At 70.1% G+C, this 25,539-nt stretch carries 28 protein-coding genes and 1 riboswitch; of the genes, 15 read left to right on the forward strand and 13 right to left on the reverse strand.

Annotated features, from left to right (window positions below; all coding sequences use genetic code 11):
• Window positions 1-127 precede the first annotated feature (127 nt).
• Window positions 128-1,027, reverse strand: coding sequence for an SDR family oxidoreductase (locus ACFWGZ_RS03625; protein WP_382449888.1), 900 nt, complete (start codon window positions 1,025-1,027; stop codon window positions 128-130).
• An 86-nt stretch (window positions 1,028-1,113) separates the two neighbouring features.
• Here ACFWGZ_RS03625 and ACFWGZ_RS03630 point away from each other — a divergent pair, with 86 nt between their 5' ends.
• Complete coding sequence (locus ACFWGZ_RS03630) at window positions 1,114-1,689, forward strand: TetR/AcrR family transcriptional regulator (RefSeq protein ID WP_382449889.1); 576 nt, start codon at window positions 1,114-1,116, stop codon at window positions 1,687-1,689.
• Here the strand turns inward: ACFWGZ_RS03630 and glyA are convergent.
• Complete coding sequence (glyA, locus tag ACFWGZ_RS03635) at window positions 1,672-2,889, reverse strand: serine hydroxymethyltransferase (RefSeq protein WP_382449890.1); 1,218 nt, start codon at window positions 2,887-2,889, stop codon at window positions 1,672-1,674. The genes ACFWGZ_RS03630 and glyA overlap by 18 nt on opposite strands.
• A 13-nt stretch (window positions 2,890-2,902) precedes the next feature.
• Window positions 2,903-2,984: riboswitch (ZMP/ZTP riboswitch) on the reverse strand.
• 6 nt (window positions 2,985-2,990) lie between these two features.
• Complete coding sequence (locus ACFWGZ_RS03640; RefSeq protein ID WP_382449891.1) at window positions 2,991-4,094, reverse strand: FAD-binding oxidoreductase; 1,104 nt, start codon at window positions 4,092-4,094, stop codon at window positions 2,991-2,993.
• Between the two features lie 469 nt (window positions 4,095-4,563).
• Between ACFWGZ_RS03640 and ACFWGZ_RS03645 the strand changes: the two genes are divergently transcribed.
• Both ACFWGZ_RS03645 and ACFWGZ_RS03650 read left to right on the forward strand, forming a co-directional pair.
• Window positions 4,564-5,067: a pyridoxamine 5'-phosphate oxidase family protein gene (locus ACFWGZ_RS03645; protein WP_382449892.1), complete on the forward strand. Its 504-nt coding sequence runs from the start codon at window positions 4,564-4,566 to the stop codon at window positions 5,065-5,067.
• Window positions 5,068-5,205: 138 nt separating this feature from the next.
• Window positions 5,206-6,864 carry an MDR family MFS transporter gene (locus ACFWGZ_RS03650; RefSeq protein ID WP_382449893.1) on the forward strand — a complete coding sequence of 553 codons (1,659 nt, stop codon included), beginning with the start codon at window positions 5,206-5,208 and terminating at the stop codon, window positions 6,862-6,864.
• Here ACFWGZ_RS03650 and ACFWGZ_RS03655 read toward each other — a convergent pair.
• Window positions 6,762-7,145 (reverse strand): VOC family protein, encoded by a 384-nt coding sequence (locus ACFWGZ_RS03655; protein ID WP_382449894.1) that lies wholly within the window; start codon window positions 7,143-7,145, stop codon window positions 6,762-6,764. The genes ACFWGZ_RS03650 and ACFWGZ_RS03655 overlap by 103 nt on opposite strands.
• Window positions 7,146-7,291: 146 nt before the next feature.
• Between ACFWGZ_RS03655 and clpB the strand changes: the two genes are divergently transcribed.
• The 8 genes from clpB to ACFWGZ_RS03695 all read left to right on the forward strand — a co-directional run bounded on the left by clpB (window position 7,292) and on the right by ACFWGZ_RS03695 (window position 14,815).
• Window positions 7,292-9,874, forward strand: coding sequence for an ATP-dependent chaperone ClpB (gene clpB / locus ACFWGZ_RS03660; RefSeq protein ID WP_382449895.1), 2,583 nt, complete (start codon window positions 7,292-7,294; stop codon window positions 9,872-9,874).
• Between the two features lie 235 nt (window positions 9,875-10,109).
• Window positions 10,110-10,844 (forward strand): hypothetical protein, encoded by a 735-nt coding sequence (locus ACFWGZ_RS03665; protein ID WP_382449896.1) that lies wholly within the window; start codon window positions 10,110-10,112, stop codon window positions 10,842-10,844.
• 189 nt (window positions 10,845-11,033) lie between these two features.
• Window positions 11,034-11,210, forward strand: coding sequence for a peptidase (locus ACFWGZ_RS03670; RefSeq protein ID WP_382449897.1), 177 nt, complete (start codon window positions 11,034-11,036; stop codon window positions 11,208-11,210).
• Between the two features lie 49 nt (window positions 11,211-11,259).
• Complete coding sequence (locus ACFWGZ_RS03675; protein WP_382449898.1) at window positions 11,260-12,033, forward strand: SDR family NAD(P)-dependent oxidoreductase; 774 nt, start codon at window positions 11,260-11,262, stop codon at window positions 12,031-12,033.
• Window positions 12,034-12,072: 39 nt separating this feature from the next.
• Complete coding sequence (gene pyrE / locus ACFWGZ_RS03680; protein WP_285637614.1) at window positions 12,073-12,627, forward strand: orotate phosphoribosyltransferase; 555 nt, start codon at window positions 12,073-12,075, stop codon at window positions 12,625-12,627.
• 59 nt (window positions 12,628-12,686) lie between these two features.
• Window positions 12,687-13,055 (forward strand): DUF2784 domain-containing protein, encoded by a 369-nt coding sequence (locus ACFWGZ_RS03685; protein WP_382449899.1) that lies wholly within the window; start codon window positions 12,687-12,689, stop codon window positions 13,053-13,055.
• Window positions 13,027-13,692 carry a TrmH family RNA methyltransferase gene (locus ACFWGZ_RS03690; RefSeq protein WP_382449900.1) on the forward strand — a complete coding sequence of 222 codons (666 nt, stop codon included), beginning with the start codon at window positions 13,027-13,029 and terminating at the stop codon, window positions 13,690-13,692. The genes ACFWGZ_RS03685 and ACFWGZ_RS03690 overlap by 29 nt, the downstream gene beginning before the upstream one ends.
• A 25-nt stretch (window positions 13,693-13,717) precedes the next feature.
• Entirely contained in the window at window positions 13,718-14,815 is a 1,098-nt protein-coding gene (locus tag ACFWGZ_RS03695; RefSeq protein WP_382449901.1) for a glycoside hydrolase family 76 protein, read from the forward strand.
• Between the two features lie 75 nt (window positions 14,816-14,890).
• Here the strand turns inward: ACFWGZ_RS03695 and ACFWGZ_RS03700 are convergent, their stop codons facing one another.
• The gene (locus ACFWGZ_RS03700) at window positions 14,891-15,865 is read right to left on the reverse strand and encodes a LacI family DNA-binding transcriptional regulator (RefSeq protein WP_382449902.1); all 975 of its coding nucleotides are present in this window, start codon (window positions 15,863-15,865) and stop codon (window positions 14,891-14,893) included.
• A 34-nt stretch (window positions 15,866-15,899) separates the two neighbouring features.
• Between ACFWGZ_RS03700 and ACFWGZ_RS03705 the strand changes: the two genes are divergently transcribed.
• Together ACFWGZ_RS03705 and ACFWGZ_RS03710 are read left to right on the forward strand one after the other, a co-directional pair.
• Window positions 15,900-16,745 (forward strand): PfkB family carbohydrate kinase, encoded by an 846-nt coding sequence (locus tag ACFWGZ_RS03705; protein ID WP_382449903.1) that lies wholly within the window; start codon window positions 15,900-15,902, stop codon window positions 16,743-16,745.
• Window positions 16,709-17,344, forward strand: a complete 636-nt coding sequence (locus ACFWGZ_RS03710) for a nucleoside/nucleotide kinase family protein (RefSeq protein WP_382418916.1) — start codon at window positions 16,709-16,711, stop codon at window positions 17,342-17,344. Before ACFWGZ_RS03705 ends, ACFWGZ_RS03710 begins: the two co-directional genes overlap by 37 nt.
• An 8-nt stretch (window positions 17,345-17,352) precedes the next feature.
• Here the strand turns inward: ACFWGZ_RS03710 and ACFWGZ_RS03715 are convergent, their stop codons facing one another.
• Window positions 17,353-18,168, reverse strand: a complete 816-nt coding sequence (locus ACFWGZ_RS03715) for a right-handed parallel beta-helix repeat-containing protein (protein WP_382449904.1) — start codon at window positions 18,166-18,168, stop codon at window positions 17,353-17,355.
• Between the two features lie 232 nt (window positions 18,169-18,400).
• Complete coding sequence (locus ACFWGZ_RS03720) at window positions 18,401-19,048, reverse strand: DedA family protein (protein ID WP_382449905.1); 648 nt, start codon at window positions 19,046-19,048, stop codon at window positions 18,401-18,403.
• A 156-nt stretch (window positions 19,049-19,204) separates the two neighbouring features.
• Here ACFWGZ_RS03720 and ACFWGZ_RS03725 point away from each other — a divergent pair, with 156 nt between their 5' ends.
• Window positions 19,205-20,581 (forward strand): FAD-binding oxidoreductase, encoded by a 1,377-nt coding sequence (locus ACFWGZ_RS03725; protein ID WP_382449906.1) that lies wholly within the window; start codon window positions 19,205-19,207, stop codon window positions 20,579-20,581.
• Window positions 20,582-20,664: 83 nt separating this feature from the next.
• Here ACFWGZ_RS03725 and ACFWGZ_RS03730 read toward each other — a convergent pair whose 3' ends face one another.
• From ACFWGZ_RS03730 to ACFWGZ_RS03750, 5 genes are all read right to left on the reverse strand, one after another.
• Window positions 20,665-21,387 (reverse strand): DedA family protein, encoded by a 723-nt coding sequence (locus ACFWGZ_RS03730; RefSeq protein ID WP_382449907.1) that lies wholly within the window; start codon window positions 21,385-21,387, stop codon window positions 20,665-20,667.
• Window positions 21,388-21,404: 17 nt separating this feature from the next.
• Complete coding sequence (locus ACFWGZ_RS03735) at window positions 21,405-21,599, reverse strand: hypothetical protein (protein ID WP_382449908.1); 195 nt, start codon at window positions 21,597-21,599, stop codon at window positions 21,405-21,407.
• Between the two features lie 4 nt (window positions 21,600-21,603).
• Window positions 21,604-22,755, reverse strand: coding sequence for an N-acetylglucosamine-6-phosphate deacetylase (gene nagA, locus ACFWGZ_RS03740; protein ID WP_382449909.1), 1,152 nt, complete (start codon window positions 22,753-22,755; stop codon window positions 21,604-21,606).
• A complete protein-coding gene (locus ACFWGZ_RS03745; RefSeq protein ID WP_382449910.1) occupies window positions 22,755-23,663 on the reverse strand; it encodes an ROK family protein in 909 nt (302 codons plus the stop codon). Before ACFWGZ_RS03745 ends, nagA begins: the two co-directional genes overlap by 1 nt.
• A gap of 141 nt (window positions 23,664-23,804) precedes the next feature.
• Window positions 23,805-24,368, reverse strand: a complete 564-nt coding sequence (locus ACFWGZ_RS03750; protein WP_382418909.1) for a SigE family RNA polymerase sigma factor — start codon at window positions 24,366-24,368, stop codon at window positions 23,805-23,807.
• A 40-nt stretch (window positions 24,369-24,408) separates the two neighbouring features.
• Here ACFWGZ_RS03750 and ACFWGZ_RS03755 point away from each other — a divergent pair, with 40 nt between their 5' ends.
• Entirely contained in the window at window positions 24,409-24,693 is a 285-nt protein-coding gene (locus ACFWGZ_RS03755) for a YciI family protein (protein ID WP_382449911.1), read from the forward strand.
• On the opposite strand, the gene ACFWGZ_RS03760 is transcribed toward ACFWGZ_RS03755, so the two are convergent.
• A complete protein-coding gene (locus ACFWGZ_RS03760; RefSeq protein WP_382449912.1) occupies window positions 24,683-25,534 on the reverse strand; it encodes an SDR family oxidoreductase in 852 nt (283 codons plus the stop codon). The genes ACFWGZ_RS03755 and ACFWGZ_RS03760 overlap by 11 nt on opposite strands.
• Between the last annotated feature and the right edge of the window lie 5 nt (window positions 25,535-25,539).

A 25,539-nucleotide genomic window follows, 5' to 3' on the forward strand; every position in this document is an offset into this window, starting at 1 on the left:
GCGTGGCCGTTTGACATCCCTCCCCAGGCGCAGCGAGTGCTGTGGTGCGACTCGTGACGGGGCACCCACCGCTGAGAGCTGCGCTCAAAAGCAAAAGCTGACTGCTCGCCTTCGGCTTCGCGGTGGCTTACCTCTGCTCGTAGTAGAAGTCCGCTGCCAGGTCTTCCAGGAGGGTGGGCTCCTTCGGCTCCCAGCCCAGCAGGGCCTTCGTGTGTTCCGCTGACGTGGGTGCGTCTCGCGACACCATGAACGCCAGCGCGCCGAAGTGCTCCTGGGCTCGTTCTGCCGGGATGCTCTCGGTCGGGACGTTCAGCTTGCGGCCGATCGCCTCCGCGATCTCCTTCATCGTCACGGCTTCCTCCGCCACCGCGTGCAGCACCGCGCCGGCCGGGGCGCCTTCCACCGCCAGGCGGTACAGGCGGGCCGCGTCCAGGGTGTGGCCCGCTGACCAGCGGTTCGTGCCGTCGCCCGGGTAGCCGGAGACGCCGGTCCTGCGTGCGGTGTTCACCAGGATCGGGATGAAGCCCGCCGTGTCCAGGGCGCTGTGGACGGTGGGCGGGAGGACCACCACCGCGCCGCGGACCTCGGTCGCGTCGAGGATTTCGTTGCGGGCTGCGCCTCTCGGGCTTTCGCTCGGGACTCGTTCCTCCTCGGTGGCCGTGTGGCCCAGGTTCGAGTAGGACAGGGTGCCGCTGGTGCCGATCAACGGCTTGCCGGTGCCGGACAGTTCGTCCAGGAACGTCCTGACCACGGTCAGGTCCGCGTCGGCTGCGCCCTGGTAGTCGCCCGCGTACATCTCGTCGTGCTTGAACGCCAGGTGGATCACGGCGTCGGACTCCGCTGCCGCCTTGCGGAGGAGGTCGAGGTCGTCGAGCGTGCCTCTTAGTGCGGTGGCGCCCTGGGCCTCGACCTTGGCCGCGGAGGCCTCGGAGCGGGCCAGGCCCACCACCTCGTGGCCCGCCCGCAGCAGTTCTGGGACCACGGCCGAGCCGACGTGGCCGCTGGCGCCGGTGACGAAGACCTTCATGGACTTGCTCCTGGAAAGTGATGGGACTTGGTCTCATCAACCGTAGCAGAGCGATGGGACTTAGTCGCATCACATAGGATGCGGGCATGGGGCGATGGGAGCCGGACGCGCGGGCTCGGCTGGTGCGGGCCGCGCTCGACCTGTTCAGCGAGCAGGGGTACGAGAGCACGGCCGTCGCGCAGATCGCCGAGCGCGCCGGGCTGACCAAGAGCACGTTCTTCCGGCACTTCCGCGACAAGCGCGAGGTGTTGTTCGGCGGGCAGGACGAGCTCGCGGAGCTGATGACCGGGGCGATCGCCGCCACGCCGCTCGAGGCCGGGGCATTGGCCGCCGTCGAGGCGGCGCTGGTGGCCACGGCCTCCACGTTCGGCGAGGAGCGGTTGTCGCACGGGGCGCAGCGGCTGGCGGTGATCGAGGGCAACGTCGAGCTGCGCGAGCGGGCCGCGTTGAAGATGGTCGGGTTCGCCGTGGCGATGGCCGACGCGCTGAAGGCGCGCGGGGTGTCCGAGCTGGAGGCGGTCGTGGCGGCGGAGCTCGGGGTGCTCGCGTTCCAGCGCGGGTACGACCGGTGGCTCGAGGCCGGCGGGGACTTCGGGGAGGTCGCCCGCCGGACGCTCGGCGACGTGCGTGCCGCGGTGCAGGGGTTAGCGGGCGGCGAGTAGCTCCTCGACCTCGGAGGCGATCCGGTCGAGGGCCCGGTCGTCGTCGTGGGCGGCGATCGCGCGGTCGATCCAGTCGGCGATCAGCGGCATCTGCGCGGGCTGGAGGCCGCGGGTCGTGACGCCGGCCGTGCCCAGGCGGATGCCGGACGGGTCGAACGGCTTGCGGGTGTCGAACGGGACCGCGTTGTAGTTCAGCTCGATGCCCGCGCGGTCGAGGGCGCGCGCTGCGGGCTTGCCGCCGAGCAGCTTCGACGTCAGGTCGATCAGGACCAGGTGGTTGTCCGTGCCGCCGGAGACCAGGTCGAAGCCGCGGGCCAGCAGCGCCTCGGCCAGGGCCTTGGCGTTCGCGACGACCGTGTGCGCGTACTCGCGGAACTCCGGTTGCGCGGCCTCGTGCAGGGCCACGGCGATCGCGGCGGTCGTGTGGTCGTGCGGGCCGCCCTGCAGGCCGGGGAACACCGCGCGGTCGATCGCCTTCGCGTGCTCGGCGTCGCACAGGATCATGGCGCCGCGCGGGCCGCGCAACGTCTTGTGCGTGGTCGTGGTGATCACCGGCGCGTGCCCGGCGGGTGACGGGTGGGCGCCGCCCGCGACCAGCCCCGCGATGTGCGCCATGTCCGCGACCAAGAGCGCGCCGACCTCGTTCGCGATCTCCGCGAACCCCGGGAAGTCGATGGTCCTGGGGATCGCCGTACCGCCGCAGAAGATCACCTTCGGGCGTTCGGCCAGCGCCTGCGCGCGGACCTCGTCCAGGTCGACGACGCCGGTGTCCTTGCGGACCTCGTACTGCACGGCGCGGAACCACCTGCCGGTCGCCGAGACGCCCCAGCCGTGGGTGAGGTGACCGCCCATCGGCAGCGACATGCCCATCACGGTGTCGCCCGGCTGCAGGAACGCCAGGTAGACGGCGAGGTTCGCCGGTGCGCCGGACAGCGGCTGCACGTTGGCGTGGTCCACGCCGAACAGCGACTTCGCCCGGTCGACCGCCAGCTGCTCGACCTGGTCGACGATCTGCTGACCCTCGTAGTACCGCTTGCCGGGGTAGCCCTCGGAGTACTTGTTGGTCAGCACGGAACCCGTCGCCTCGAGCACGGCCTGCGACACGTCGTTCTCCGACGCGATCATGCGCAGCTTGCGTGCCTGGCGGTCGGCCTCCGCGTTGATCAGCGCGAACACGGCGGGATCGGTTTCAGCGAGCACAGCGCGACTCCACGCCGGGCACCCAGGCGTTCGGTGCGCACGGCAGTCGCTTCCCGGTGGTCTCTTCCACCCTCGGCACGCCAGTCGCGGACGTGCCGAGCCTAGTCGAGCGTGAACGGGTCGTACTTGATCCGGTCGAGCGGAGTTCCGGCGACCAGCATGCGGGACACCGTCGACCTGATCATGGCGGGGCTGCCGCAGACCAGGACGTCGCGGTCCTCCCACGCGCCGTACCGCGTGACGACGTCGGCCAGGCTGCCCTGTTCGACGCCGCGGACCCCGGGGTCCGACTCGAGCACCGGCACGACCGTCAGCCACGGGTTCGTGGTGGCGATGCGCTGCAGGTTGTCGAGGTCGTAGAGGTCCTCACGGGTGCGACCGCCGTAGAAGAGGTGCACGCGGGGGTTGTCGCCCCACTGCGACATCTCGTCGATGATCGCGTGCATCGGCGCCACGCCGGTGCCGCCGGCCACCATCAGGACGTCGGACCCGGACGTGCGGTCGACCGAGAGACGTCCCATCGGCGGGCCGATGCGCCAGGTGTCGCCGGCCTGCGTGTGGCCGACCACCGAGCGGGACACCCAGCCGCCGTCGACGGACCGGATGTGGAACTCGATGACGCCGTCCTCGCGGGGGGCGTTCGCCGGCGAGTAGTACCGCCACAGCCGCTTGCGCTGCGGGGTCTCCACGCTGACGTACTGGCCGGCCTTGTAGTTGACCGGGTGGTCCGGTTGCAGCCGGACGACGGCCAGGTCCCACGAGACGCGCTGGTGCTCCAGCACGGTCGCGTGCCAGTAGGCGGGGCCGTTGTCGGCGTCGGCGGCCTCCTGCATGGCCCGAGCCATCAGCGTGTAGGCCTCGGCCCACGCCATCTCGACCTTCGGCGTCCAGGCGGCACCCGCGTACTTCTTGACCGCGGACAGCAGCGCCGTCCCGACCGCCTCGTAGTGGACGTTGATGACACCGAACTTGCGGTGGTCACGGCCCAGCTGGCGCAGGAAGGGGATGAGGTCGTCCGGGCGGTCGACCATCTGCACCACGTGCACGAGGGCGCGCAGCAGACGGCTGCGTTGCACCTCCATGTTCGCGGGGAACATCTCGCGTGTGGCGGGCGAGAGCGAGAAGAGCATTCCGTAGAAGAACTTCGCCACTTCTTCGGAGTGCGGCTCCACCACCGCGAAGCTCTCCCGGATCATCCGCACCATCGCGGTGACGCCAGGAGGTGGTTCGCGGTGTGGCGGGGTAGGGATGGGGCTCAGCACAGCGTTCGCAGTCATGGTCCGCGCGCAGTCTCCACGTTCTCATGGGCGCCAGCAAGGCGCTGTCGTCCTGGTCGAGCATTGGTGCCAGCAAGGCGCTGACGTTCCTCGTCAAGCATCCGTCCCCCGACAGGGTGGACAGTAACCCCTGTTCTAGCCCTTTGACTCCTTGATGCCACCTTCGAGCGAAGCGTGATTACCCTACGCAACTACTTGTTACCGCAACAGTGTGAATATGAGGAACCGTCTGTACCGGGTTGCGCGCTTGCGTGCTTGGGTGGGCCGCGTGTCCCTGCCTGAGCTGACTGAAACCACCTCACCCGACCGTGTCGACCTCCCCGGCTCGCGCGGAGAGCACTACCTCCAATGTGCCCTGGAGACGTCCGATCGCGCTAGGCGCTTCTACTCGGACCAGGTGCTCGACCACCTGAACTCGGCCATGGCCGAGTTCGTGGAGCGGATGGAGATGGCGTTCATCTCGACGGCCGACGCGGACGGGGCGTGCGACTCGTCACTGCGGTGCGGCGGCGCCGGGTTCCTGCGGGTGGCCGACTCGCGGACCATCGTCTACCCCGAGTACCGGGGCAACGGGGTGATGGCGTCGCTGGGCAACATCATGGAGAACCCGCACGTCGGGATGCTGATGGTGGACTTCGCGGACGACCTCATCGGGCTGCACGTGAACGGGCGGGCCCGGATCGCGCCCCTCGAGGAGTTCGAGACCGACGACAAGCGGGTCGAGCAGTGGGTCGTCGTCACCGTCCAGGAGGCTTACGTGCACTGCCGCAAGCACATCCCCCGGATGGTTCCCGTGGAGCGGATCCGGCACTGGGGCACCGACGACGCCAAGCCCAAGGGCGGTGACTTCTTCGGGGTGAAGGCGGAGAAGGCCGCCGCCGGGGACGCTTCGGCCTCGTAGGTCCTCCCGCCTCGCGCGACCTCTGCTCCACCGGCCTCGCCGACCCTCCGGTGTGACCCGTCAGTCACCGATTTAGTTGGCCTAGCTAACTATCTCCGGATATAGTTGTATGACATCAACTAACTTCTGGAGGTGTGCTTGAACCGGCCCACGTCGCATCGGGAGATCCTCGAAGCGCTGTCCGGAATCTGGGTGGCGCTGCTCGTCGCGATCCTCAGCTCCACCATCGTCTCGAACGCCCTCCCGACGATCCTGGCCGAGCTCAAGGGCACGCAGACCCAGTACACGTGGGTCATCACGGCGATGCTGCTGGCCTCCACCGCCAGCACGCCGGTGTGGGGCAAGCTCGCCGACCTCTTCGACAAGAAGATGCTGCTGCAGACGGCGATCGTGCTGTTCGTCGTCGGCTCCGTGCTGTCCGGCCTCAGCCAGAACATGGAGCAGCTGATCGGGTTCCGGGTCGTGCAGGGCCTCGGGATGGGTGGTGTGCAGGCGCTCGGCCAGGTCGTGGTCGGCGCGCTGCTGAGCCCCCGCGAGCGCGGGCGGTACAGCGGCTACACCGGCATGGTCATCTCGGCGGGCACCGTCGGCGGGCCGCTGGTCGGCGGGTTCCTCGTCGACTGGCCGGGGTGGCGCTGGTGCTTCTTCGTCTGCGTGCCCCTGGCGCTGGTCGCGCTGGCCGTGCTGCGCAAGACGCTGCACCTGCCGACGGTCAAGCAGCACGTGAAGATCGACTACCTCGGCGCCACGCTGATCACCGGCGGGGTCAGCCTCGTGCTGATGTGGGTGTCGTTCGCCGGCAAGGACTTCGCGTGGATCTCGGGTGAGAGCGCGCTGTTCGCCGGCGGGGCGCTGCTCGCGATCGTCGGTGCCTACTTCGTGGAGGGGCGGGCGTCCGCGCCGGTCATCCCGCTGCACCTGTTCCAGAACCGGACCGTGGTGCTCGCGATGCTCGGTGGCGTCGCGGTCGGCACCGCGATGTTCGGGGCCTCGGTGTTCATGGGCCAGTACTTCCAGATCGCGCGCGGCTTCTCGCCCACCAAGGCCGGTCTGCTGACCGTGCCGCTGGTGCTCGGCCTGAGCATCTCCTCGACGGTCAGCGGGCAGCTGATCGCCAAGAGAGGCAAGTGGAAGAGCTACCTCGTGTGGGGCTCGTTCTCGCTGGTCGCGGGGCTCGCGCTGCTCGGCACGATCGACCACTCGACCAACCTGGTGCTGATGGGGGCCTACCTGGCGCTGGTCGGCGTCGGTGTCGGGCTGACCATGCAGAACCTCGTGCTCGCCGTGCAGAACGGTGTGGGGATGGCGGACCTCGGCGCGGCCAGCTCCACGGCCACGTTCCTGCGGTCGCTGGGCGGGACGGCCGGCGTCTCGGTGCTCGGGGCCGTGCTGGCCGCGCACGTGAGCACGAAGACGCTCGACCGCGGTTCCCTCTCCCCGGCCGTGCGGGACTCCTACGGCGACGCGATGGGGCAGCTGTTCCTGATCGCCGCCGGGCTCGCGGTGTTCACCGTGATCGCGGTGCTGCTGATCAAGGAACAGCCGCTGCGCGAGTCCGTGGATGTCACCCCAACGGGTTCTGGTGCACAGAAGGTCGCCACTGAGTCTGATTCACCTGTGGATACTGACCTGCGGATTGTGGACAAGTCGGCACCTGCTGTGGACAAGCTGTTGGTGCTTTCGAGTGACGGTGGTCAGGAGGTCGCGGCGCGTTCGGCTGCGCTGCGTTCCACGCAGAACTCGTTGCCCTCGGGGTCGCGCATCGTCACCCAGCCCGTGCCGTCCGCCCTGCGCTGATCGTCGAAGACCGTCGCGCCCAGGCCGACGAGGCGCTCCACCTCCTCGTCGCGGGTGCCGTCGGACGGTTGCAGGTCGAGGTGCAGGCGGTTCTTGAGCTCCTTGCCCTCGGGCACGTTGATGAACAGGTACCGGATGCCGATCGGCAGCTCGATCAGGCACTCCGGGTCGCCCGGGTTGTCGTCCGGGTGCAGCGGGTGGCCCAGGACCTCGCTCCACCACGTCGCGATCTCGTAGGAGTTGCGCGCGTCGACGGTGATGCTGTGGATGATGGACGTCATGGGCTGATCTTGGCCCAACCCCGGCCGGGTGACGTGCGATTTTCGCGACGGCGGACACGTTCTCCTAGTTGAGCGGAACAGACTCAACTTTTCTGACGTTGTGCGGGATGATGGTCCATGCTGGAGGCTGACCACGAGGTGGAGGAATGGACGCTTTCAACCCGACGACGAAGACGCAGCAGGCGGTTTCCGCCGCGGTCCAGGCCGCGACGCTCAACGGGAACCCGGACACGGGGTCCGTGCACCTGCTCAGCGCACTGCTGGCGCAGACGGACGGGTTGACCGCGCCGCTGCTCGAGACCGTGGGCGCCGACCCGACGCTCGTGCGCAAGGAGCTGGAGCAGCTCTCACGGTCGTTGCCCAGCGCTTCGGGCTCGACGGTCTCCGCGCCGCAGCTCTCCCGCGACGCCGTGCGGGTGCTCGGCAAGGCGCAGGAGCTTGCGACCGAGATGGGCGACGAGTACGTCTCGACCGAGCACCTGCTCGTCGGGCTGGCCCAGCACGGCGGCCAGGTGGCCGACCTGCTGCGACGTCACGGCGCGACGCCGGACGCGTTGAAGGAGGCTTTCAGCCGTGTGCGTGGGTCGGCTCGTGTGACGTCTCCTGATCCCGAAAGCACCTACAAGGCGCTGGAGAAGTACGGCGTCGATCTGACCGAGCGCGCGCGCAAGGGCGAGCTCGACCCGGTGATCGGCCGTGACGCCGAGATCCGCCGGGTCGTGCAGGTGCTGTCGCGGCGCACCAAGAACAACCCCGTGCTGATCGGCGAGCCCGGTGTCGGCAAGACGGCGATCGTCGAGGGCCTGGCGCAGCGCGTCGTGGCCGGTGACGTGCCGGAGTCGCTGCGCGGGAAGAAGGTCGTGTCGCTCGACCTCGGCTCGATGGTCGCGGGTGCCAAGTACCGCGGTGAGTTCGAGGAGCGGCTCAAGGCCGTCCTGAAGGAGATCACCGACTCGGCCGGCCAGGTCATCACGTTCATCGACGAGCTGCACACCATCGTCGGCGCCGGCGCGACCGGTGAGTCGGCCATGGACGCCGGCAACATGATCAAGCCGATGCTCGCCCGCGGTGAGCTGCGCATGGTCGGCGCCACGACGCTCGACGAGTACCGCGAGCACATCGAGAAGGACGCCGCCCTGGAGCGCCGCTTCCAGCAGGTGCTCGTCGGCGAGCCGTCGGTGGAGGACACCGTCGGCATCCTGCGCGGGCTCAAGGAGCGCTACGAGGTGCACCACGGCGTGCGCATCACCGACGCCGCCCTCGTCGCCGCCGCGACCCTGTCCGACCGCTACATCACCGCGCGCTTCCTGCCGGACAAGGCCATCGACCTCGTGGACGAGGCCGCGTCCCGGCTGCGCATGGAGATCGACTCCCGGCCCGTCGAGATCGACACCGTCGAACGCGCCGTCCGCCGCCTCGAGATCGAGGAGATGGCGCTCGCCAAGGAGTCCGACGCGGCCTCGGTCGAACGGCTGCACGCGCTGCGCGCCGAACTGGCCGAGAAGCGCGAGGAGCTGGCGGCGCTGACCGCCCGCTGGCAGAACGAGAAGGGCTCCATCGACCGCGTGCGGGGTCTGAAGGAGGAGCTCGAGTCGCTGCGCGGCGAGTCCGAACGGGCCGAGCGCGACGGCGACCTGGGCCGCGCCGCCGAGCTGCGCTACGGCCGCATCCCGGCGCTGGAGAAGGAGCTGGAGGCCGCCGCGGAGGCCACCCAGGAGACCGCGATGCTGAAGGAGGAGGTCGGCCCCGACGACGTCGCGGACGTGGTGGCGGCGTGGACCGGCATCCCGGCGGGACGGCTGCTCGAGGGCGAGACCGCGAAGCTGCTGCGGATGGAGGACGAGCTGGGCCGCCGAGTCGTCGGCCAGGCCGAGGCCGTGCGCGTCGTGTCGGACGCGGTGCGCAGGACACGCGCCGGCGTGGCCGACCCGGACCGCCCGACCGGCTCGTTCCTGTTCCTCGGCCCCACCGGCGTCGGCAAGACGGAGCTCGCGAAGGCGCTGGCGGCGTTCCTGTTCGACGACGAGCGGGCGATGATCCGCATCGACATGAGCGAGTACTCCGAGAAGCACTCGGTGGCCCGCCTGGTCGGAGCGCCTCCCGGCTACGTCGGCTACGACCAGGGCGGCCAGCTCACGGAGTCGGTCCGCCGCCGCCCGTACTCGGTGGTGCTGCTCGACGAAGTCGAGAAGGCGCACCCGGACGTGTTCGACGTGCTGCTGCAGGTCCTCGACGACGGCCGCCTGACCGACGGCCAGGGCCGGACCGTGGACTTCCGCAACACGATCCTGGTGCTCACGTCGAACCTGGGCTCGCAGACGATCGTGAACCCGTCGCTGACCGAGCTCGAACGCCGCGACGCGGTGATGAGCGTGGTGCAGCGGCACTTCAAGCCGGAGTTCCTGAACCGGCTGGACGACGTCGTGGTGTTCCACGCGCTCGCCACCGAGGAGCTGACGTCCATCGTGGACATCCAGATCGCGCGCCTGGGCGACCGCCTGGCCGCCCGCCGCCTGACCCTGGAGGTCACCACGGCGGCCCGCGACTGGCTGGCGCTGAACGGCTTCGACGCCGTCTACGGCGCCCGCCCGCTGCGGCGGCTGGTGCAGTCGGCCATCGGCGACCAGCTGGCCAAGGAGCTGCTGGCCGGTGAGGTGCGGGACGGCGACACGGTGCGGGTCGACGTGCTGGACGACCAGACCGGGTTGATCGTCGGCCGCACGGCGTGACGTCCGGATCCCCCGCGAGGCCGGTAGGTTCGGCCTCTCGGGGGATCTTCGGCCTGGCGAACGGCCTGGGGCGCGTTCGTGATGCCTGCCGACGTGTGCGCGGTTGCCCGCTGACGCGTGCGCGGGGCCAGTGTGGACACCCGTGCGGCGTCCTCACCACCGCGAATAGGCACCCGCGGGCACGACGCGCGGAAGTGATCTTCGTTCCTCGCCCTCGACCCACTACGCTTCATGCGTGGGCATACCGGCGTGGGTCTGGTTCACCGTCGCCGCGGTGGCGGGCGTGGCGGGGTTCGCCCTGCTCGCGACCGACCGGGCGCAACGAACCGCGCGTAATCGTGAACGGCGCCGTTGGGCTGCTCTGCGCGGCTGGCAGTTCGAGGAGACAGACCACGTGCTGCCGACCCGGTGGGAGGCGGGGGCCATCGCGTACTACGGCACCGGGCTCGCCCGGGACGTCGTCGCGGGCTCGACCTTCACGGCCGACGGGCGGCGGCAGGTCTACGTGCTCGACCACGAGGCCGGCGGCAAGGTCAACTCCGTGCTGGTCGGCGTGCGGTGCCGGCGGGCGTTGTCGGTGGTGATCGAGCTCTGGCTGTCGACCGTGCCGTTCCAGCGCGACAACGACAAGGTGCCGATGCCGGACCTGCTCGGGCCGGTGGGCTCGCGGTACGCGTTCGTCACGGACGTGCCGGCCGCTCGCAAGATCATCACGCCCGACCTGATCGACGCCGCCGAGGAGATCGGCGGGGACGTCACGGTCGTCTGGATGGAGCACGACTGGGTGCTGGCCGCCGCGCCGCCCAACTCGTCGCCCGCGCGCCTGGAACGGCTGCTGCGCGACGTCGGTGAGCTGGCGGACGTCATCGACCCCTTCGACCCCGACCCGGCCGAGGCCGTGGAACCGGCGGCCGAGGAGGACGAGGGTGGCGAGGTCTACCGGCCGTCGTTCGGGCGCAAGCAGCAGTAGATTTTTCACGGAGCGTGACGAGGCGCACCGTAACCTGCCTTCGCAAGGCTCTCACCAGCGAAATTCCGATTTGGGACCAAAGACCTGTGTTCCAGGTCACGCCACTCTCCGTGTAAAACATCTGAGATTAATTCAGATACTCCGTGCGTAACACCGTCGTGTCCCCGAGCCCCCGGAAAGGGATCCACGATGTACGGAGGAAAAGCAGTTGCACCCGTTGCCGTCGCCGGCACGGCGTCCGTCGTGACGCTGGCCAGCACCGGTGCGTCGGTCGGGTGGTTGCTGGCGGGCGGAGTCGCTCTGGTCGTGTCCGGCCTCGCGCTGCGTCTCGCGGTTCTGCGCCGTCCGGCGAAGAACGAAGTGTGATCATCGGCGGCCTTCGGCCCCGGCGGATTTCCGACTACCGTGCGGTGGCATGCCAACCGCACTGGTGACCGGATCTACCGTCGGGATCGGGGCCGCCTTCGCCCGCAGGCTCGCGGCCGAGGGGTACGACCTCGTGCTGGTCGCGCGCACCGCGTCCGCACTCGAAGAGCTCGCGCAGAAGCTGCGTGAACGCCACGGCGTCAACGTCGACGTCCTGCCCGCCGACCTCAGCGACGCCACCGAGCGCGCCAAGGTCGAGGCGCGCCTCGCCGAGTCCGCCGTCGACCTGCTCGTCAACAACGCGGGCTTCGCCAACAGCGGCGAGTTCTTCGCCGCCGACGTGGAGAAGCTCCAGGCCCAGCTCGACGTCAACGTCGCCACGGTGCTGCGCCTGAGCAGGGCGGCGATCCCCCCGATGATCGCCCGCGGCAAGGGTGACGTGATCAACGTGTCCAGCGTCGCGAGCTTCCTGCCGGGCCGCGGCACGAGCTACAGCGCCGACAAGGCGTGGGTGACGACGTTCTCCGAGGGCATGGCTCTCGCGACCGAGGGCACCGGCGTGCGGATCATGGCGCTGTGCCCCGGCTTCGTGCGCACCGAGTTCCACAAGCGCGCGAACATCGACATGACCAAGACGCCGAACTTCCTCTACGTCGACGCCGACCGGTTGGTCCACGAAGGACTGCGGGACCTGCGCCGCGGCAAGCCGTTGTCGATCCCCGGCCTGCAGTACAAGGCGATCGTGACGATCTCGCGGCTGATCCCGCGGGCCGTCGTGCGCAAGATGGCCTCCCGCATGGCGGGTGGGCGCGGACGCACGTGACGGCGGCGTGTGCGAAGGTAGCGACCTGTGCGAACTGAAGTGGTCTTGGACGCGAACGCGAAGTCTGAGCTCGCCCGTCTGGTGAGCGAGCTGGCCGTGGTGCACGGCAAGGTGACCCTGTCGAGTGGCAAGGAAGCCGACTACTACGTCGACCTGCGGCGGGCCACGCTGCACCACGCGGCGGCTCCCCTGATCGGCAAGCTCCTGCGGCAGCTCACGAGCGACTGGGACTTCGTCGCCGTGGGCGGTCTCACCCTCGGCGCCGACCCGGTCGCCTACGCGATGATGCACTCCGCCTCGGCCGACGGTGACGTGCTCGACGCGTTCGTCGTCCGCAAGGCGAACAAGGCGCACGGCATGCAGCGCCAGATCGAGGGCATCGACGTCCGCGGGCAGCGCGTGCTGGCCGTCGAGGACACCTCCACCACGGGTGGTTCGGTGTTGACGGCCGTCACAGCGCTGCGCGAGCACGGGGCCGAGGTGATCGGCGTCGCGACGGTCGTCGACCGAGGTACGGGGGCCAAGGAGGCCATCGAGGCCGAGGGTCTGCAGTACCGCTACCTGCTCGACCTGAACGACCTCGGGCTGGCCTGAGGTTTTATCCAGAGCGGATCGAGTCACCCCGTCCTAGTCTGGAGGACGGGGTGGTGCGAATGGCCGGGGTGTTCGCAGAAGCGGTAGTGGTGCTGCACTTCACGGTGATGGGGTTCCTGCTCGCGGGCGGGTTCCTCGCGTGGCGCTGGCGGTGGGTCATCTACCCGCACCTGGCCCTCGGCGCGTGGGCGATCCTCAGCATCATCACGCCGACGGTGTGCCCGCTCACCGTGTGGGAGAACCACTTCCGCGAGCAGGCCGGGATGCCGCTGCTGGAGACCGGGTTCATCGACCACTACATCGACGGCGTCTGGTACCCGGAGAGCGCGTCGATGCTGGTGCAGCTCGTGCTCGGGGCGGTCGTCCTGACGTCGTGGATCGGCTTCTACGCTGGTGCCCGTGCTTCTCGAAGGCTTTCACACGGTTAAGCACGCGCTGCGCTTCGGCGCGGCGGTGGACCCGTTGCTCACGACGGACCTCGCCGCCGCGGTCGGGCTCGCCGAGTCGCACGCGCCGGACCTCGTGGACCGGTTCGCGCAGGCCACCGAGGTCGACCGGAAGGCGTTCGCGCTGCGGGTCGGGCGCACGCACCCGACCGGTGTCGCCGGGTTCGCGGACCGGCCCGAGCTGCCGTTCGACCGGCAGGCCCCGGTCGTGCTGCTCGACAACCCGCGCAACCTGGGCAACTTCGGCGCGGCCATCCGGGTCGCCGCCGGCCTCGACGCGGGCGGCGTGCTCTCGACCGGCGACGTGGACCCGTGGCACCCGAACGTGCTGAGGGGGTCCGCGGGCCTGCACTTCGCGTTGCCGGTCGCCAGGACGGAGAGCCTCGACTTCGCGGGTGAGCTGATCGCGTTCGACGCGGACGGCGACCTGCTGAAGGGCCCGGTCCCCGACGACGCCGTGCTGGCGTTCGGGTCGGAGCGCCACGGCCTGTCCGCCGAGGTGCGGGAGAGGGCCACCCGGATCGTCCGGCTGCCCATGCGCGAGAAGGTCAGCAGTTACAACCTGACAACTTCTGTGGCCATGGGCCTGTACCACTGGGCGATTCACCGAGCTTCTTGACCGGTCAAGCACTCACGATGATCGAGTGGCGATCGCGAAACTGCTGGCTGCGCGCGCGGGCGTCGCGGAGCGCGCGGTGTACTCCAGGCATCTGCGACGGGTCTGGGGTGTGCCGGGCACGCTGCTCGGGGCGCGGGCGTGGCCCCCGCTCTTCCGCGACCGGCTGCACGCCAGCTTCAACTACTGGTGGCAGGCGCACCTGCTCGACTGCATGGTCGACGGTTACCTGCGCGCGCCGGGCGAGCTGCGCAGAACCGCGATCGTCAAGGTCGTCCGCGGCATCCGGGTGCGCAACGTCCTCGGCTGGACCAACGACTTCTACGACGACGTGGCGTGGCTCGGCCTGGCCCTGCAACGCGCCCAGCACGAGGTGGGCGTCGCGAAGCCCCAGGCCCTCACCGCCATCGCCGGGCAGCTGCGCGACGGCTGGACCGACCACGCCGGCGGCGGCATCTGGTGGAAGCGCGACGACGACTTCAAGAACGTGCCCGCCAACGGTCCCGCCGCGATCTTCCTGGCCCGCCAGAACGAGCGGACCGACCTCGCCCGCGCCCGGTCCACCGTGGACTGGATCGAGGAGCACCTGGTCGACGAGAGCAGCGGCCTCGCGTGGGACGGCCTGCACGTCCACCCGAACGGCGAGATCCGCGAGGTCGAGAAGACCATCTACACCTACTGCCAGGGCGTGCTGATCGGCGCGTGCGTCGAGCTCGCGAAGCACGGCCAGCAGGACAAGTGGCTCGACCGGGCCGCCCGGACGATCACCGCGGTGCACGACGACCTCGCCACCAACGGCGTGCTCAAGGGGCAGGGCGGGGGCGACGGAGGCCTGTTCGCGGGCATCCTCACGCGCTACCTCGCGCAGGCGGCGCTCACGATTCCCGACCTCGACCCGGACCGGGCGGTGACCGCGGACCTCGCGCGGGAGCTCGTCGTCCAGTCGGCCGAGGCGGCGTGGACGAACCGCACGATGGCGGTGAGCGGCCCGCTGTTCGGTCCGGAGTGGACCGTCCCCGCGAAGGAAGCGGAGGGGCGCGACCTGTCCGTCCAGCTCGGCGGCTGGATGTGCCTGGAGGCTGCTGCCCTGCTCGAACGCAACGGTCTGAACGTCAAACCCGGCTGAGGGGTCAGGCCCGGTTTCGCGTCCTCGCGGAACCGCTCGGGTGAGTAGTCGCGCACGGACTCCAGGGCCCGGGGATCAGCACCCGCAGGACTGCCGGTGCAACAGCGAGGGGGCGAGGCGGATGGTCTCCGGCGCCCGGTCCGGGTCGGCGATCCGCGAGAGCAGCAGCTTCACCGCGGTCCGGCCGATCTCCTCGACGGGCTGGGCCAGCGTGGTGAGCGGCGGGTCTATCAGGGTCGCCCACTCCACCTCGTCGTAGGCGACGACGGCCAGGTCGGTGCCGAGCTTCAGGCCGCGGGCGCGCATCTCGTGCAGCATCCCGACGGTCACGAGGTGGTCGGCGGCCACGACGGCGGTCGCCGGGTCGTCCTGGTCGAGCAGCGGCGCGAGCCAGCCGCTCTGCGACACCAGCGCCTCGTCCCACTTGAGGCCCGCGCGGCCGAGGCCGAGGCGGTAGCCGAGGATGCGCTCCTCGGTCGTCGCCACGCCCGTCTTGCCGCAGACGATGCCGATCCGCCGGTGGCCGAGCTCCGCGAGGTGCTTGACGAGACCCGACGTGGCCTGCACGTTCTCCGGCCCGACCTGGTCGATGTCCTTGGCCACGGTCAGCCGGTCCACCAGCACGGTGGCGATGCCCTGCTTCTTGAGCTCGGGCAGCACGAGGCTCCCGCCGCCCGCCGACGGCGTGAGCAGCAGCCCGTCGACGCGTCTGGAGCGCAGCATCCTGACCGCCGCCTGCTCGGACTCGGGGGTGTCCCGCGTGTCGATCAGCACGAGCGAGTAGCCGTTGCGGGTCGCCTCCGACTCGATGGCGGCGATGAGCTCGGCGAAGTACGGGTGGGACACCAGCGACACCGCGAGGCCCAGCGACTTCGTGCCACCCATGACCAGCGACCGTGCGATGGCGTCACCGGTGTACCCGGTTTCGTCGATCGCCTTCTGCACGCGCTCGCGCGTGTCCCCGGCGACGGGCCTGGTCTCGTTGATCACGTGTGACACCGTGGTGATGGAGACCCCCGCGAGAGCCGCGACATCCCGCATGGTGACCATGACCTGGGACCATACCCGTTTGGAGGAAGCCCTGATGGCAGCCGTGCTGTGTGTCGGGCTCACAACACTCGATGTGACCCAACGGGTGGAATCGTTCCCGGAGCCGGGGCAGAAGATCACCTCGCTCGACGTGACCCTCGCACCGGGCGGCCCGGCGGCGAACGCGGCCCGTGCGGTCGCGGCGCTGGGCGGGCGGGCCGCGTTGCTCACCGCACTGGGCGCCGACGCGCTGGGTGATGTCGTCCGGGCCTCCTTGGAGCCGGTCCAAGTCACCGTCGTGGCCGGGACGACGCCCGTGAGCATGGTCGTCGTCAGAAGCGCTGATGGGGAGCGCACTGTCGTCTCGCGCAACGCGTCCGTGCCGGTCGAGGCGCCCGATCTGTCCGATCTCGTGGCCGCCGCGGACGTCCTGCTCCTGGACGGGCACCACGACGGACTGGCGATCCCGGCGGCCCGGCAGGCGAAGGAGGCGGGATTGCCTGTGGTGCTCGACGCCGGGAGCTGGAAACCTGTCCTCGATCACCTGTTGCCGCTGGTCGACGTGGCCGCCTGCGCTTCGGGGTTCGAGCTGTCCGATGCCGGGGTGCACTCCTACGGGGTGCCGCTGGTGATCCGCACGCGGGGTGCGGCGCCGGTGACCTGGTCGCGGGACGGCTCGACCGGAGAGGTGCCCGTGCCGGCGGTGCAGGTGAAGGACACGAACGGTGCCGGTGACGTCTGGCACGGCGCGTACGCCTACGCGCTGGCGTCGGGGACGGACCCGGTGGCGGCCATCGGCTTCGCGTCGGAGGCGGCCGCCGTTCGCGTCGGTGCGGTCGGGGACTGGATCAGGGAGCTGGCGCGGTGGCAGGACAGCAGGTCAGGTTCGAGGAGCTGCTAGAACGGGCTCGGGTGCTCACCGACCAGGGGGAGCGCAAGATCCTCGGCATCGGCGGCGCACCCGGTTCCGGCAAGTCGACACTCGCGCGGCGGCTCGTCGAGGCCCTCGACGGCCAGGCCGTGCTCGTCGAGATGGACGGCTTCCACCTCGCGCAGAGCGAGCTGGAACGGCTGCGGCTCGTCGAGCGCAAGGGCGCGCCCGACACGTTCGACATCCCCGGCTACGTCGACCTGCTCGGCCGGATCAAGGCGTGCGGGCCGGACATGATCTACGCGCCGCAGTTCCGCCGCGAGATCGAGGAGCCGATCGCCTGCGCCGTCCCGGTGCACCCGGACGTGCCGCTGGTCGTGACCGAGGGCAACTACCTGCTGCTCAACTACGACAAGTGGAAGCGCGTGCGGATCATCCTCGACGAGGCGTGGTTCCTGTTCATCGACGAGGACGTGCGCGTGCAGCGGCTGATCGACCGCCACCTGCGGTACGGGCGGACCCTGTCGGAGGCGGAGGAACGCGTGCTGCACGGCACGGACCACGTCAACGCGTTGATGGTGAACTCGTCGAAGGGATCAGCGGACCTGCTGATCACCGAGGTGCTCTAGCGGCGATTTCAGCCGCAGGCGATGGAGAAGCAGCCGAGGGCGTCGTCGCGGGAAATGTTCCCGCCGCCGTCGCGCACGGTGCCGGGCGTCGCCCACATGCCGTGCTGACCGTTGTTCTCGCTGAGGTTGTCGCGGACGACGATGTCGAGTGGAATCGGCACTTCGACGTGCAGTCCGTCGGCGCGGTTGTCCGCGAAGACGTTCCGTTCGACCAGCAGCCGGCCTTTCAACGGCTGCTGGACGTCGATCCGCAGACCGCCGTTGGGCATTTTCTCGAACCGGTTGTCGCGGACGACGCCGCTGCCGAGCGTGTGGACGCCGACCCACGGCCCGCCGCTGAACGTGCTGCGCTGCACGTCGAGGCGTCCGGGGGCGAACAGCTCGAACCCGTCCATCGCGCTGTCGCGGATGGTCAGCCGCTCCGCCGCGCCCACCCGGAACGCCCCGAGCCGCGCGCCGATGATCTCGGTGGTGGTGCCGCCGATGAAGTTGATGTTGTTCGTCGTGCCCCGGTCACCCCGGACCACCAGCGCTTCCGCGTAGACCTGCTCGACGGCGAAGGTGCTGTCGCGGAGTTCGCAGCGGGCACCGCAGAAGAGCCTGTTCGCGGTGATGGTGCTCCGCAGGAACGTCACCGACGTCGTGCCGGTCCAGTCGTAGGAGGTGAACCGGCTGCCGAACGTCACGTCGGCGAACCGGGTGCCGGTGGCGTTGTCGGCGGTGACGGGTCCGAGCACGCTGCCGTTGCGAACGGTCGTGCCGTCGACGCCCGTGATGTTCAGTGCGGGAGAACCGCTGAGCGTGTGCCCGTCCAGGTTCACCACGAGTCCATTGGTACCGAGAATGAGACCGGCAGTTCCCGGGCATTCCAGATCAGCGGTCAACCTGACGTTCTTCGTGAGCGTGTCCCCGCATTGTGGCGCCGCCTGTGCGTGAGCCGGTGTTACTCCCCCGAACAGTGCGATTGCGATTACCAATAGGCTGAAAAAACGCACAACAGGCCTCCCCTGCCTCTTATGAGAAAAGACATGGTGGCACTTCTGCCGTGATTTGTCGCTAGTGGGGGCCGACCTCGACCGGTTCGTCGATCGGCTTGGCCATCTCCTGCCGGTAGCGCCAGATCCCCCAGCCGGTCCCGCCGACGAAGAACGCGACGCTGACGACGATGGCCGCCGTCTCGAGCCACGGCAGCCGCTGCAGGATCCCCGCGCCGTAGTAGCCGGCGAGCACCAGCGTCGGCACCCACGCGACGGCGCCGAGGGTGGTGGCCACCGTGAACCGGCGGAGGTCCATGCGGGCGGCGCCGGCGATCATCGGTGCCAGGGTGCGGATCCACGGGATCCAGCGGGCCAGCACGACGGCCCAGAAGGCGCGGCGGTCGAGGAAGTCGCCGGCGCGTTCGAGGTTGTGCCTGTTCAGCACCCGGCCGCCCTTGCGCGCGGGCACGCGGGTGCCGGTCGCCCTGCCGATGTAGTACCCGACCAGGTTGCCGGCGACGGCCACGACCAGGGCGGCCAGGGACAGCAGCCACGCCGACAGCTCGCCGCCGTGGGTCGCCAGCACCACGCCGGCGGCGAACAGCAGCGAGTCGCCGGGCAGGAACAGCCCGAAGATGAAAGCGCACTCGACGAAGATGAAGCTGAGCACGATGACCCAGACGGCCACCGGACCCGCGGTCTCCAGCGAGGCGAAAGCATGCGCCACGGTGAGCCAGCGTACGTGGTGCTACGCCGTTCGTGCTGCTTCATCGGTCTGACGGGTGCACGAAATCCGGGTTGAGCACACCCGGTCACCGGGTGAACTCCGCGCCGCCGAAATCGCCTCCCGGTGGGCCGGTCGAAGCGGACTAGCGTGGCCGGTATGGAGACGTTGCTCGCTGAACTCCGCACCGCACTGGGTGACGCAGGCGTCCTGACCGATGCCGACGTCACCGCGAGCTACCGGCGCGACATGATGCCGCTGGCGCCGCACGGCAGCCCGCTGGCAGTGGTGTTCCCCCTGAACACGGAGCAGGTCCAGGCGGTCGTGCGGGCGTGCGCGAGCCACCGGGTCCCGATCGTCCCCCGCGGTGCGGGCAGCGGTCTGTCCGGCGCCGCGAACGCGATCGAGGGGTGCGTCGTCCTCGTGACGACCAAGATGAACGCGATCGTCGAGATCGACGCCGACAACCGCCTCGCCGTCGTCGAGCCGGGCGTGGTGAACCTCGACCTGCGCGGCGCCGTCGAGAAGGACGGCCTGTTCTACCCGCCCGACCCGAGCAGCTACGACTGGTGCACGATCGGCGGCAACCTCTCCACGAACGCGGGCGGTCTCTGCTGCGTGAAGTACGGCGTCACCACCGACTCCGTGCTCGGCCTGGAGGTCGTGCTGGCCGACGGCGAGGTCCTGCGCACGGGCCGGCGCACGGTCAAGGGCGTCGCGGGCTACGACCTGACGAAGCTCTTCATCGGCTCCGAGGGGACCCTCGGCGTGATCACGAAGGCCACGCTCGCGCTGCGCCCGTTGCCGCAGGCCCCGGCCACGCTGGTCGCCGCGTTCAGCAGCACGGCCAAGGCCGGCGCGGCGGTCAGCAAGATCGTCCGCGAGGGCCTGGTCCCGTCGCTGATGGAGATCATGGACCGCACCTCGATCGAGGCCGTGGAGCAGTACCTCAAGACCGAGCTCGGCGCGGGTCCCGGCTGCGCCGCGCTGCTCATCTGCCAGTCCGACGCGGGTGGTGAGCAGGCGCGCGACGAGCTGCGCAAGATCGAGGAGATCTGCCTCGAGGCCGACCTCGTGTACGCGACCCACGACGTCAACGAGGGCCGCGACCTGCTGACCGCCCGCCGGGCCGTGCTGACGGCGCTGGAGGTCTACGGCTCGTGGCTGACCGACGACGTGTGCGTGCCCCGCACCCGCATCGCCGAGCTCATCCAGGGCTGCGAGGACATCGCCGCGGAGGTGGGTCTGAAGATCGCCGTCGTCGGCCACGCGGGCGACGGCAACATGCACCCGACGATCGTCTACGACCCCGCCGACGCCGACCAGTTCGCCCGCGCCCAGAAGGCGTTCGACGACATCCTCGCCCTGGGGCTGTCGCTCGGCGGCACGGTCACCGGCGAGCACGGCGTCGGCAAGATCAAGCGCGAGTGGCTGGAGAAGGAGATCGGGCCGGTCGGGCTCCGGGTCCACCGCGAGATCAAGCGGGCGCTGGACCCGGAGAACCTGTTCAACCCCGGCTCGATGTTCAGCCTCTGACACCAGGCTCGGCCGGTCCGGGGGGACTCGAGCGCGAAGGCCCGCCCGCTCGGTGAGCGGACGGGCCTCCGGCAAGTGCTGGGTCAGCGTTCGACGCGCGGGATGATCTGCGTCGAGTCGTCCTGGATCTGCGCCTCCATCACCTGGGTGATGTCGTCGGCCTCGGCCTCCACCAGCGCCTTCTTCTCCTTGCGCGCCTTGATCACCTCGATGATGATCGGCACGATCGACAGGAAGACGATGGCGAGCAGCGTGATCTCCAGGTTCTCCTTGATGAAGGTGACCTGGCCGAGGAAGTAGCCGAGGATCGTCAGACCCGCGGCCCACGCCACGCCGCCGATCGCGGAGTAGGTGAAGTACTTCTTCGGGTCCATCTTGCCCACGCCGGCCATCGCGGTGATGAACGTGCGGACGATCGGCACGAACCGGGCGAGGACGATGGCGCGCGCGCCGTACTTGTCGAAGAACTCCTGCGTCTTGTCGACGTACTCCTTCTTGAAGATCTTCGACTCCGGCTTGGCGAACAGCGCGGGGCCCGCCTTCGCGCCGATGTAGTAGCCGGCCACGTTGCCGACGAACGCGCAGACCGTGAGGAGCACGCAGACGAGCCACAGCGGGGTGTCGATGGTGCCCGCGGCGACGAAGAGACCCGCTGTGAACAGCAGTGAGTCGCCCGGCAGGAAGAAGCCGACGAGCAGCCCGCACTCCGCGAAGATGATGAGGCACAGCCCGATGAGCATGTACGGGCCGAGCCCGTTCAGCAGAACGGTGGGGTCCAGCCAGTCAGGGCCCAATGCAACAGTCACGGCCACAACGGTACAGGTCAGCTGAGCGTGATCACTGCGGCCACCGTGCCCGCTGCCAGGCCCAACAGCAGCGCGAGGCCCAGCACCCACCACGCGGACACGGGTGCCGGGCGTTCGTCGGCAATCTGGACATGTGCGGCAAATCCGGCATTCGTGCTGGTCGCCTGCGCCCTCAGCGCGTCGGTCACCAACCGCTCCGGATCGTCCGCCATGCCCCTAGTCCTTGACCCACTCGCCCCTGACCAACACGTCCTTCGGCTTCAATTCTGCATCCAGCACGACGAGGTCCGCCGCACAGCCCGCCTGGAGCCTGCCGGTGTCGAGTCCGAGCAGGTCCGCGCCGCGCGTCGCCGTGGCGTGCGCGGCCTCCACGAGCGACAGCCCGCACGAGTTCACGGCGTTGCGGAACGCCACGTCCATCGTGAGCGTGCTGCCGGCGAGCGCGGCACCGCCCGCGAGCGTCGGGACGCCGTCGACGACCCGCACCTCGAGCCCGCCGACGTCGTACACGCCGTCGCCGACACCGGCCGCCGCGATGGCGTCGGTGATGAGGACCGTGCGCCGGAGCCCGGCGTGCCGGGCGGCCAGGCGGACCGCGGTCGGGTGCAGGTGCACGAGGTCGCAGATGAGCTCGACGGTGACGCGCTCGTCGTCCAGCAGCGCGCCGATCGGGCCCGGCTCGCGGTGGTGCAGCGGGCGCATGCCGTTGAACAGGTGCGTCGCCACCGAGGCGCCGGCGTCGACGGCCGGGCGGACCTGCGCCTCCGTCGCGTCGGTGTGGCCGATGGCCGCGATGACGTCGTTGTCGACGAGCTGGCGCACGGCCTGGACCGCGCCCTCCAGCTCGGGCGCGATGGTGATCATGCGGACGGTGCCCTTGCCCGCGTCGAGCAGCTTCGTCACCGCGGTCTGCTCCGGCGGGCACAGGATCGCCGGGTCGTGCGCGCCGCAGCGGGCCGCGGACAGGAACGGGCCCTCCAGGTGGACGCCCGCGACGACGCCCTCCTGGACCAGCTCGGCCAGCGCGGACACCTGGTCGGCCAGCTCCGGGACCGGGCGCGAGACCAGCGAGGCCAGCAGCGTCGTGGTGCCGTGCCTGCGGTGCGCGGCGGCGGCCTTGCGGATCTTCACCGGGTCGCTGCTGGTGAACGCGTCCCCGCCACCGCCGTGGCAGTGGATGTCGACGAACCCGGGCACGATCGTGCCCCCGCCGACGTCGGTCGTCGGGCCGTCGGGTGCGACCCCGTCGCCCACCGCCGCGATCCTGCCGTCGCGGACGCTGACCCACCCGTTCTCGAGCACCCCGTCCGGCGTGACGACCCGACCACCGGTCAGGGTCACGTCGACAGGTCCACCCCACGTGCTCATCACGCCTCCAGCGTGTCGATGGCCAGCAGCGCCGCGCCGAGGAAGCCCGCCTCGTCGCCGAGCGCCGCGAGCCGCAGCTCCGGTCGGCGCTGGAAGGCGATCAGCCCGTCCAGCCGTTCCCTCAAGGGCTCCACCAGCAGGTCTCCTGCGAGTGCGAGCCCACCGCCGAGCACGACGGCCTCGGGGCCGAGCAGCGTCGCCAGCACCAGGATCCCCCTGGCCAGCGCGTCCACGGCCTCGTGCCAGACGGTCACGGCGTCCTGCTCCCCGTCGCGCACCCTGCGAGCGACCTCGGCGGCGCCGTGGACGGGGGTGCCGGTACGTGCGGTGTACCGGCGGGCGATCGCCGCGGACGACGCCACCGTCTCCACGCAGCCGGTCTGGCCGCACGCGCAGGGCTCGCCGTGGCCGACGTCCACGTGGCCGATCTCGCCGGCGAAGCCGCCGGCGCTGAAGATCCTGCCGTCGAGCAGCAGCGCACCGGCGATCCCCGTGCCGATGGGCATGATCACGGCGTTGCGCAGGTCCCGGGCGGCACCCATGCGGCACTCGGCGAGGCCCGCGGCGCGGACGTCGTGGCCGAACGCGGTGGGCACGCCGAGCCGTTCGGTGAGGACGGTGCCGAACGGGAACCGGCTCCACGGCAGGTTGGCCGTGTAGACGCCGATCCCGGCGGCCTCGTCCACGATGCCCGGCGCCACGACCCCCACGGCGTCGATCTCGTGCTCGGAGGCACCGCCGAGCTCCTGCACGAGCTCGGCGATCACGTCGAGCAGGGGTTCGAGCTCGGTCGGGGTCGCCCGGCGCGCGTGCTTGTGCGCCGCCACCTCGTCCGAGGTGCCGGTGACGAGCGCCGCCTTGGTTTCGGTGCCACCGATGTCGACGGCGACCACGTGTCTGCGTGCCACGGGGACTGATCCTGCGGCATGAGAGGGCTATTGGTCTATACCAAGCACCGGATTGGGCGCGCGTTCCCGCGAGCTGAAACCACCCTCATCGGGCAAAACGGCTTCAGCTGCGGAAACTGTGAAGTGTGCTGCCTGTGGCGGTCAGCCGGCCATGATCTTCTGGAGGGCGTCGAGCGCACGGGAGGCCGTCGACTTCACCGTGCCCTTCGAGATGCCGGTGGCCTCCGCGATCTCGGCTTCGGACAGGTCGCCGTAGTAGCGCAGCACGAGCACCTCGCGCTGGCGCGGCGGCAGCTGCTGCAACGCCTTGACCACGGCCTGGTGCTCCGCGGTCAGCATCGCGAGCGACTCGGCCGAGCGCGCGTTCGCCACGTGCGGCGGTGTGTAGTCGCGGGCGGTCTTGCGGCGGCGCAGCACGCTGCGCGAGCCGTTTACCACGGCGGTGCGGAGGTAGCCCACGGCGGCCTGTGCGTCGCGCAGGCCCTTCCAGTTGCGGTGCAGGCCGGTGAAGGCCTCCTGCACCACGTCCTCGGCTGTCGCGGGCTCGTCCACGAGCAGCAGCGCGAGCCGGATGAGGCGCATGCGGTGCTGCTTGTAGAGGTCTTCGAGTGTGAGAGGCCCCGTGGGAGGTCCTGCGACGCCGTCCTTGATTCGCAGGTTGGTCAGGGTGTCCTGCACGGTGCGCGGTGTTTCGTCGCCAACCACAAGGTAGGACGGTACCGGTCACCGTCGCTACGGTGGTCGCATGGCCCGCTTTGCAGTCGAATTGGTGTTCGGTCCCGATACCGAGAAGCGTCTCGCGGTTCGTCCCGCGCACCGCGATTACCTCGCCTCCCTGTCCGGGAAGGGCGTGCTCCTGGCCGCCGGCCCGTTCGCGGACGACACCGGCGCGTTGATCATCTACGAGGCCGCGGACGAGGCGGCCGTGCGGGAGGTCATCGCCGCGGACCCGTACACGCCGGCGGAGGTCGTCGACTCGTGGACCATCCGCCCGTGGAACGCCCTGCTCGGCACCTGGGTCACCGGCTAGCGGCCCGCCCGCCCGGCCCGACCAGGCCCGACGTGTCGTCGTCGGCCATCTGCCGGTCGGCCTCGGCGATCTCCGCGACCGCCTGGCGGTCCACGACCAGCGGCGTGAACGCGCGGAAGTACTTCAGAGCGCCGACCCAGCCGGGGACGTGGACCGCCTTCGCCCGCCTCTCGATGCCCTTCACGACGGCCCTGCCGACGTCGCGCACCGGGTACTTCTTGCTCGCGAGCCCCGGCATGCCCTGGCGCAGCCGGCCGAACACCGGGTGCTCGTCGGCGCTGTTGACCATGTCCGTGGCGATCCACGAGAAGTACGCCGTGCCGACGCCCACGCCCAGGTGCCGGACTTCGGCGCGGAGGCTGTCCGCGAACGCCTCGCTGCCCGCCTTCGCCGCCGAGTAGGCCGCGTTGCCGGGGATGTGCACGATCGCCGCGAGCGACGACACGACCAGGCAGTAACCGCGGCTGCGGACCAGGTGCGGCAGCGCCGTGCGGACCGTGCGCCACACGCCGAGCAGGTTGACCTCGATGACCCGTTCGAACGCCTTCGGGTCCATCGAGCGCACGAACCCGGTGGCCGCGATGCCCGCGTTCGCCACCACGACGTCAATGCCGCCGAAGTGCTCGGCGACCTCGTTCGTGACGCGTTCGAGCACGTCCCAGTCGGTGACGTCGGCTTCCCACGCCATGCCGCCGGTCTGCCGCGCGACCTCGTCGAGCTGGGCCTTCTCCAGCCCGACGAGCGCGAGCCGAGCCCCGCGCGCGGCCAGCTGCCGCGCCACCTCCGCGCCGATGCCCCTAGCCGCGCCGGTGATCAGTATCACCTTGCCCGTGACGTCCATGACCG

Origin of the sequence: Lentzea sp. NPDC060358 (genome assembly GCF_042725365.1) — a bacterium.
GTDB lineage: Bacteria > Actinomycetota > Actinomycetes > Mycobacteriales > Pseudonocardiaceae > Lentzea.

Excerpts from the sequence above, each read along its gene's own strand:
- ACFWGZ_RS03700 (WP_382449902.1), bottom strand. The coding sequence starts at position 15,865 with ATGGTCACCATGCGGGATGTCGCGGCTCTCGCGGGGGTCTCCATCACC.
- nagA (WP_382449909.1), bottom strand. The coding sequence starts at position 22,755 with ATGAGCACGTGGGGTGGACCTGTCGACGTGACCCTGACCGGTGGTCGG.
- ACFWGZ_RS03725 (WP_382449906.1), top strand. The coding sequence starts at position 19,205 with ATGGAGACGTTGCTCGCTGAACTCCGCACCGCACTGGGTGACGCAGGC.
- ACFWGZ_RS03705 (WP_382449903.1), top strand. The coding sequence starts at position 15,900 with ATGGCAGCCGTGCTGTGTGTCGGGCTCACAACACTCGATGTGACCCAA.
- ACFWGZ_RS03685 (WP_382449899.1), top strand. The coding sequence starts at position 12,687 with ATGGCCGGGGTGTTCGCAGAAGCGGTAGTGGTGCTGCACTTCACGGTG.
- ACFWGZ_RS03735 (WP_382449908.1), bottom strand. The coding sequence starts at position 21,599 with ATGGCGGACGATCCGGAGCGGTTGGTGACCGACGCGCTGAGGGCGCAG.
- ACFWGZ_RS03655 (WP_382449894.1), bottom strand. The coding sequence starts at position 7,145 with ATGACGTCCATCATCCACAGCATCACCGTCGACGCGCGCAACTCCTAC.
- ACFWGZ_RS03675 (WP_382449898.1), top strand. The coding sequence starts at position 11,260 with ATGCCAACCGCACTGGTGACCGGATCTACCGTCGGGATCGGGGCCGCC.
- ACFWGZ_RS03625 (WP_382449888.1), bottom strand. The coding sequence starts at position 1,027 with ATGAAGGTCTTCGTCACCGGCGCCAGCGGCCACGTCGGCTCGGCCGTG.
- clpB (WP_382449895.1), top strand. The coding sequence starts at position 7,292 with ATGGACGCTTTCAACCCGACGACGAAGACGCAGCAGGCGGTTTCCGCC.
- ACFWGZ_RS03640 (WP_382449891.1), bottom strand. The coding sequence starts at position 4,094 with ATGGTGCGGATGATCCGGGAGAGCTTCGCGGTGGTGGAGCCGCACTCC.
- ACFWGZ_RS03630 (WP_382449889.1), top strand. The coding sequence starts at position 1,114 with ATGGGGCGATGGGAGCCGGACGCGCGGGCTCGGCTGGTGCGGGCCGCG.
- ACFWGZ_RS03755 (WP_382449911.1), top strand. The coding sequence starts at position 24,409 with ATGGCCCGCTTTGCAGTCGAATTGGTGTTCGGTCCCGATACCGAGAAG.
- ACFWGZ_RS03670 (WP_382449897.1), top strand. The coding sequence starts at position 11,034 with ATGTACGGAGGAAAAGCAGTTGCACCCGTTGCCGTCGCCGGCACGGCG.
- ACFWGZ_RS03760 (WP_382449912.1), bottom strand. The coding sequence starts at position 25,534 with ATGGACGTCACGGGCAAGGTGATACTGATCACCGGCGCGGCTAGGGGC.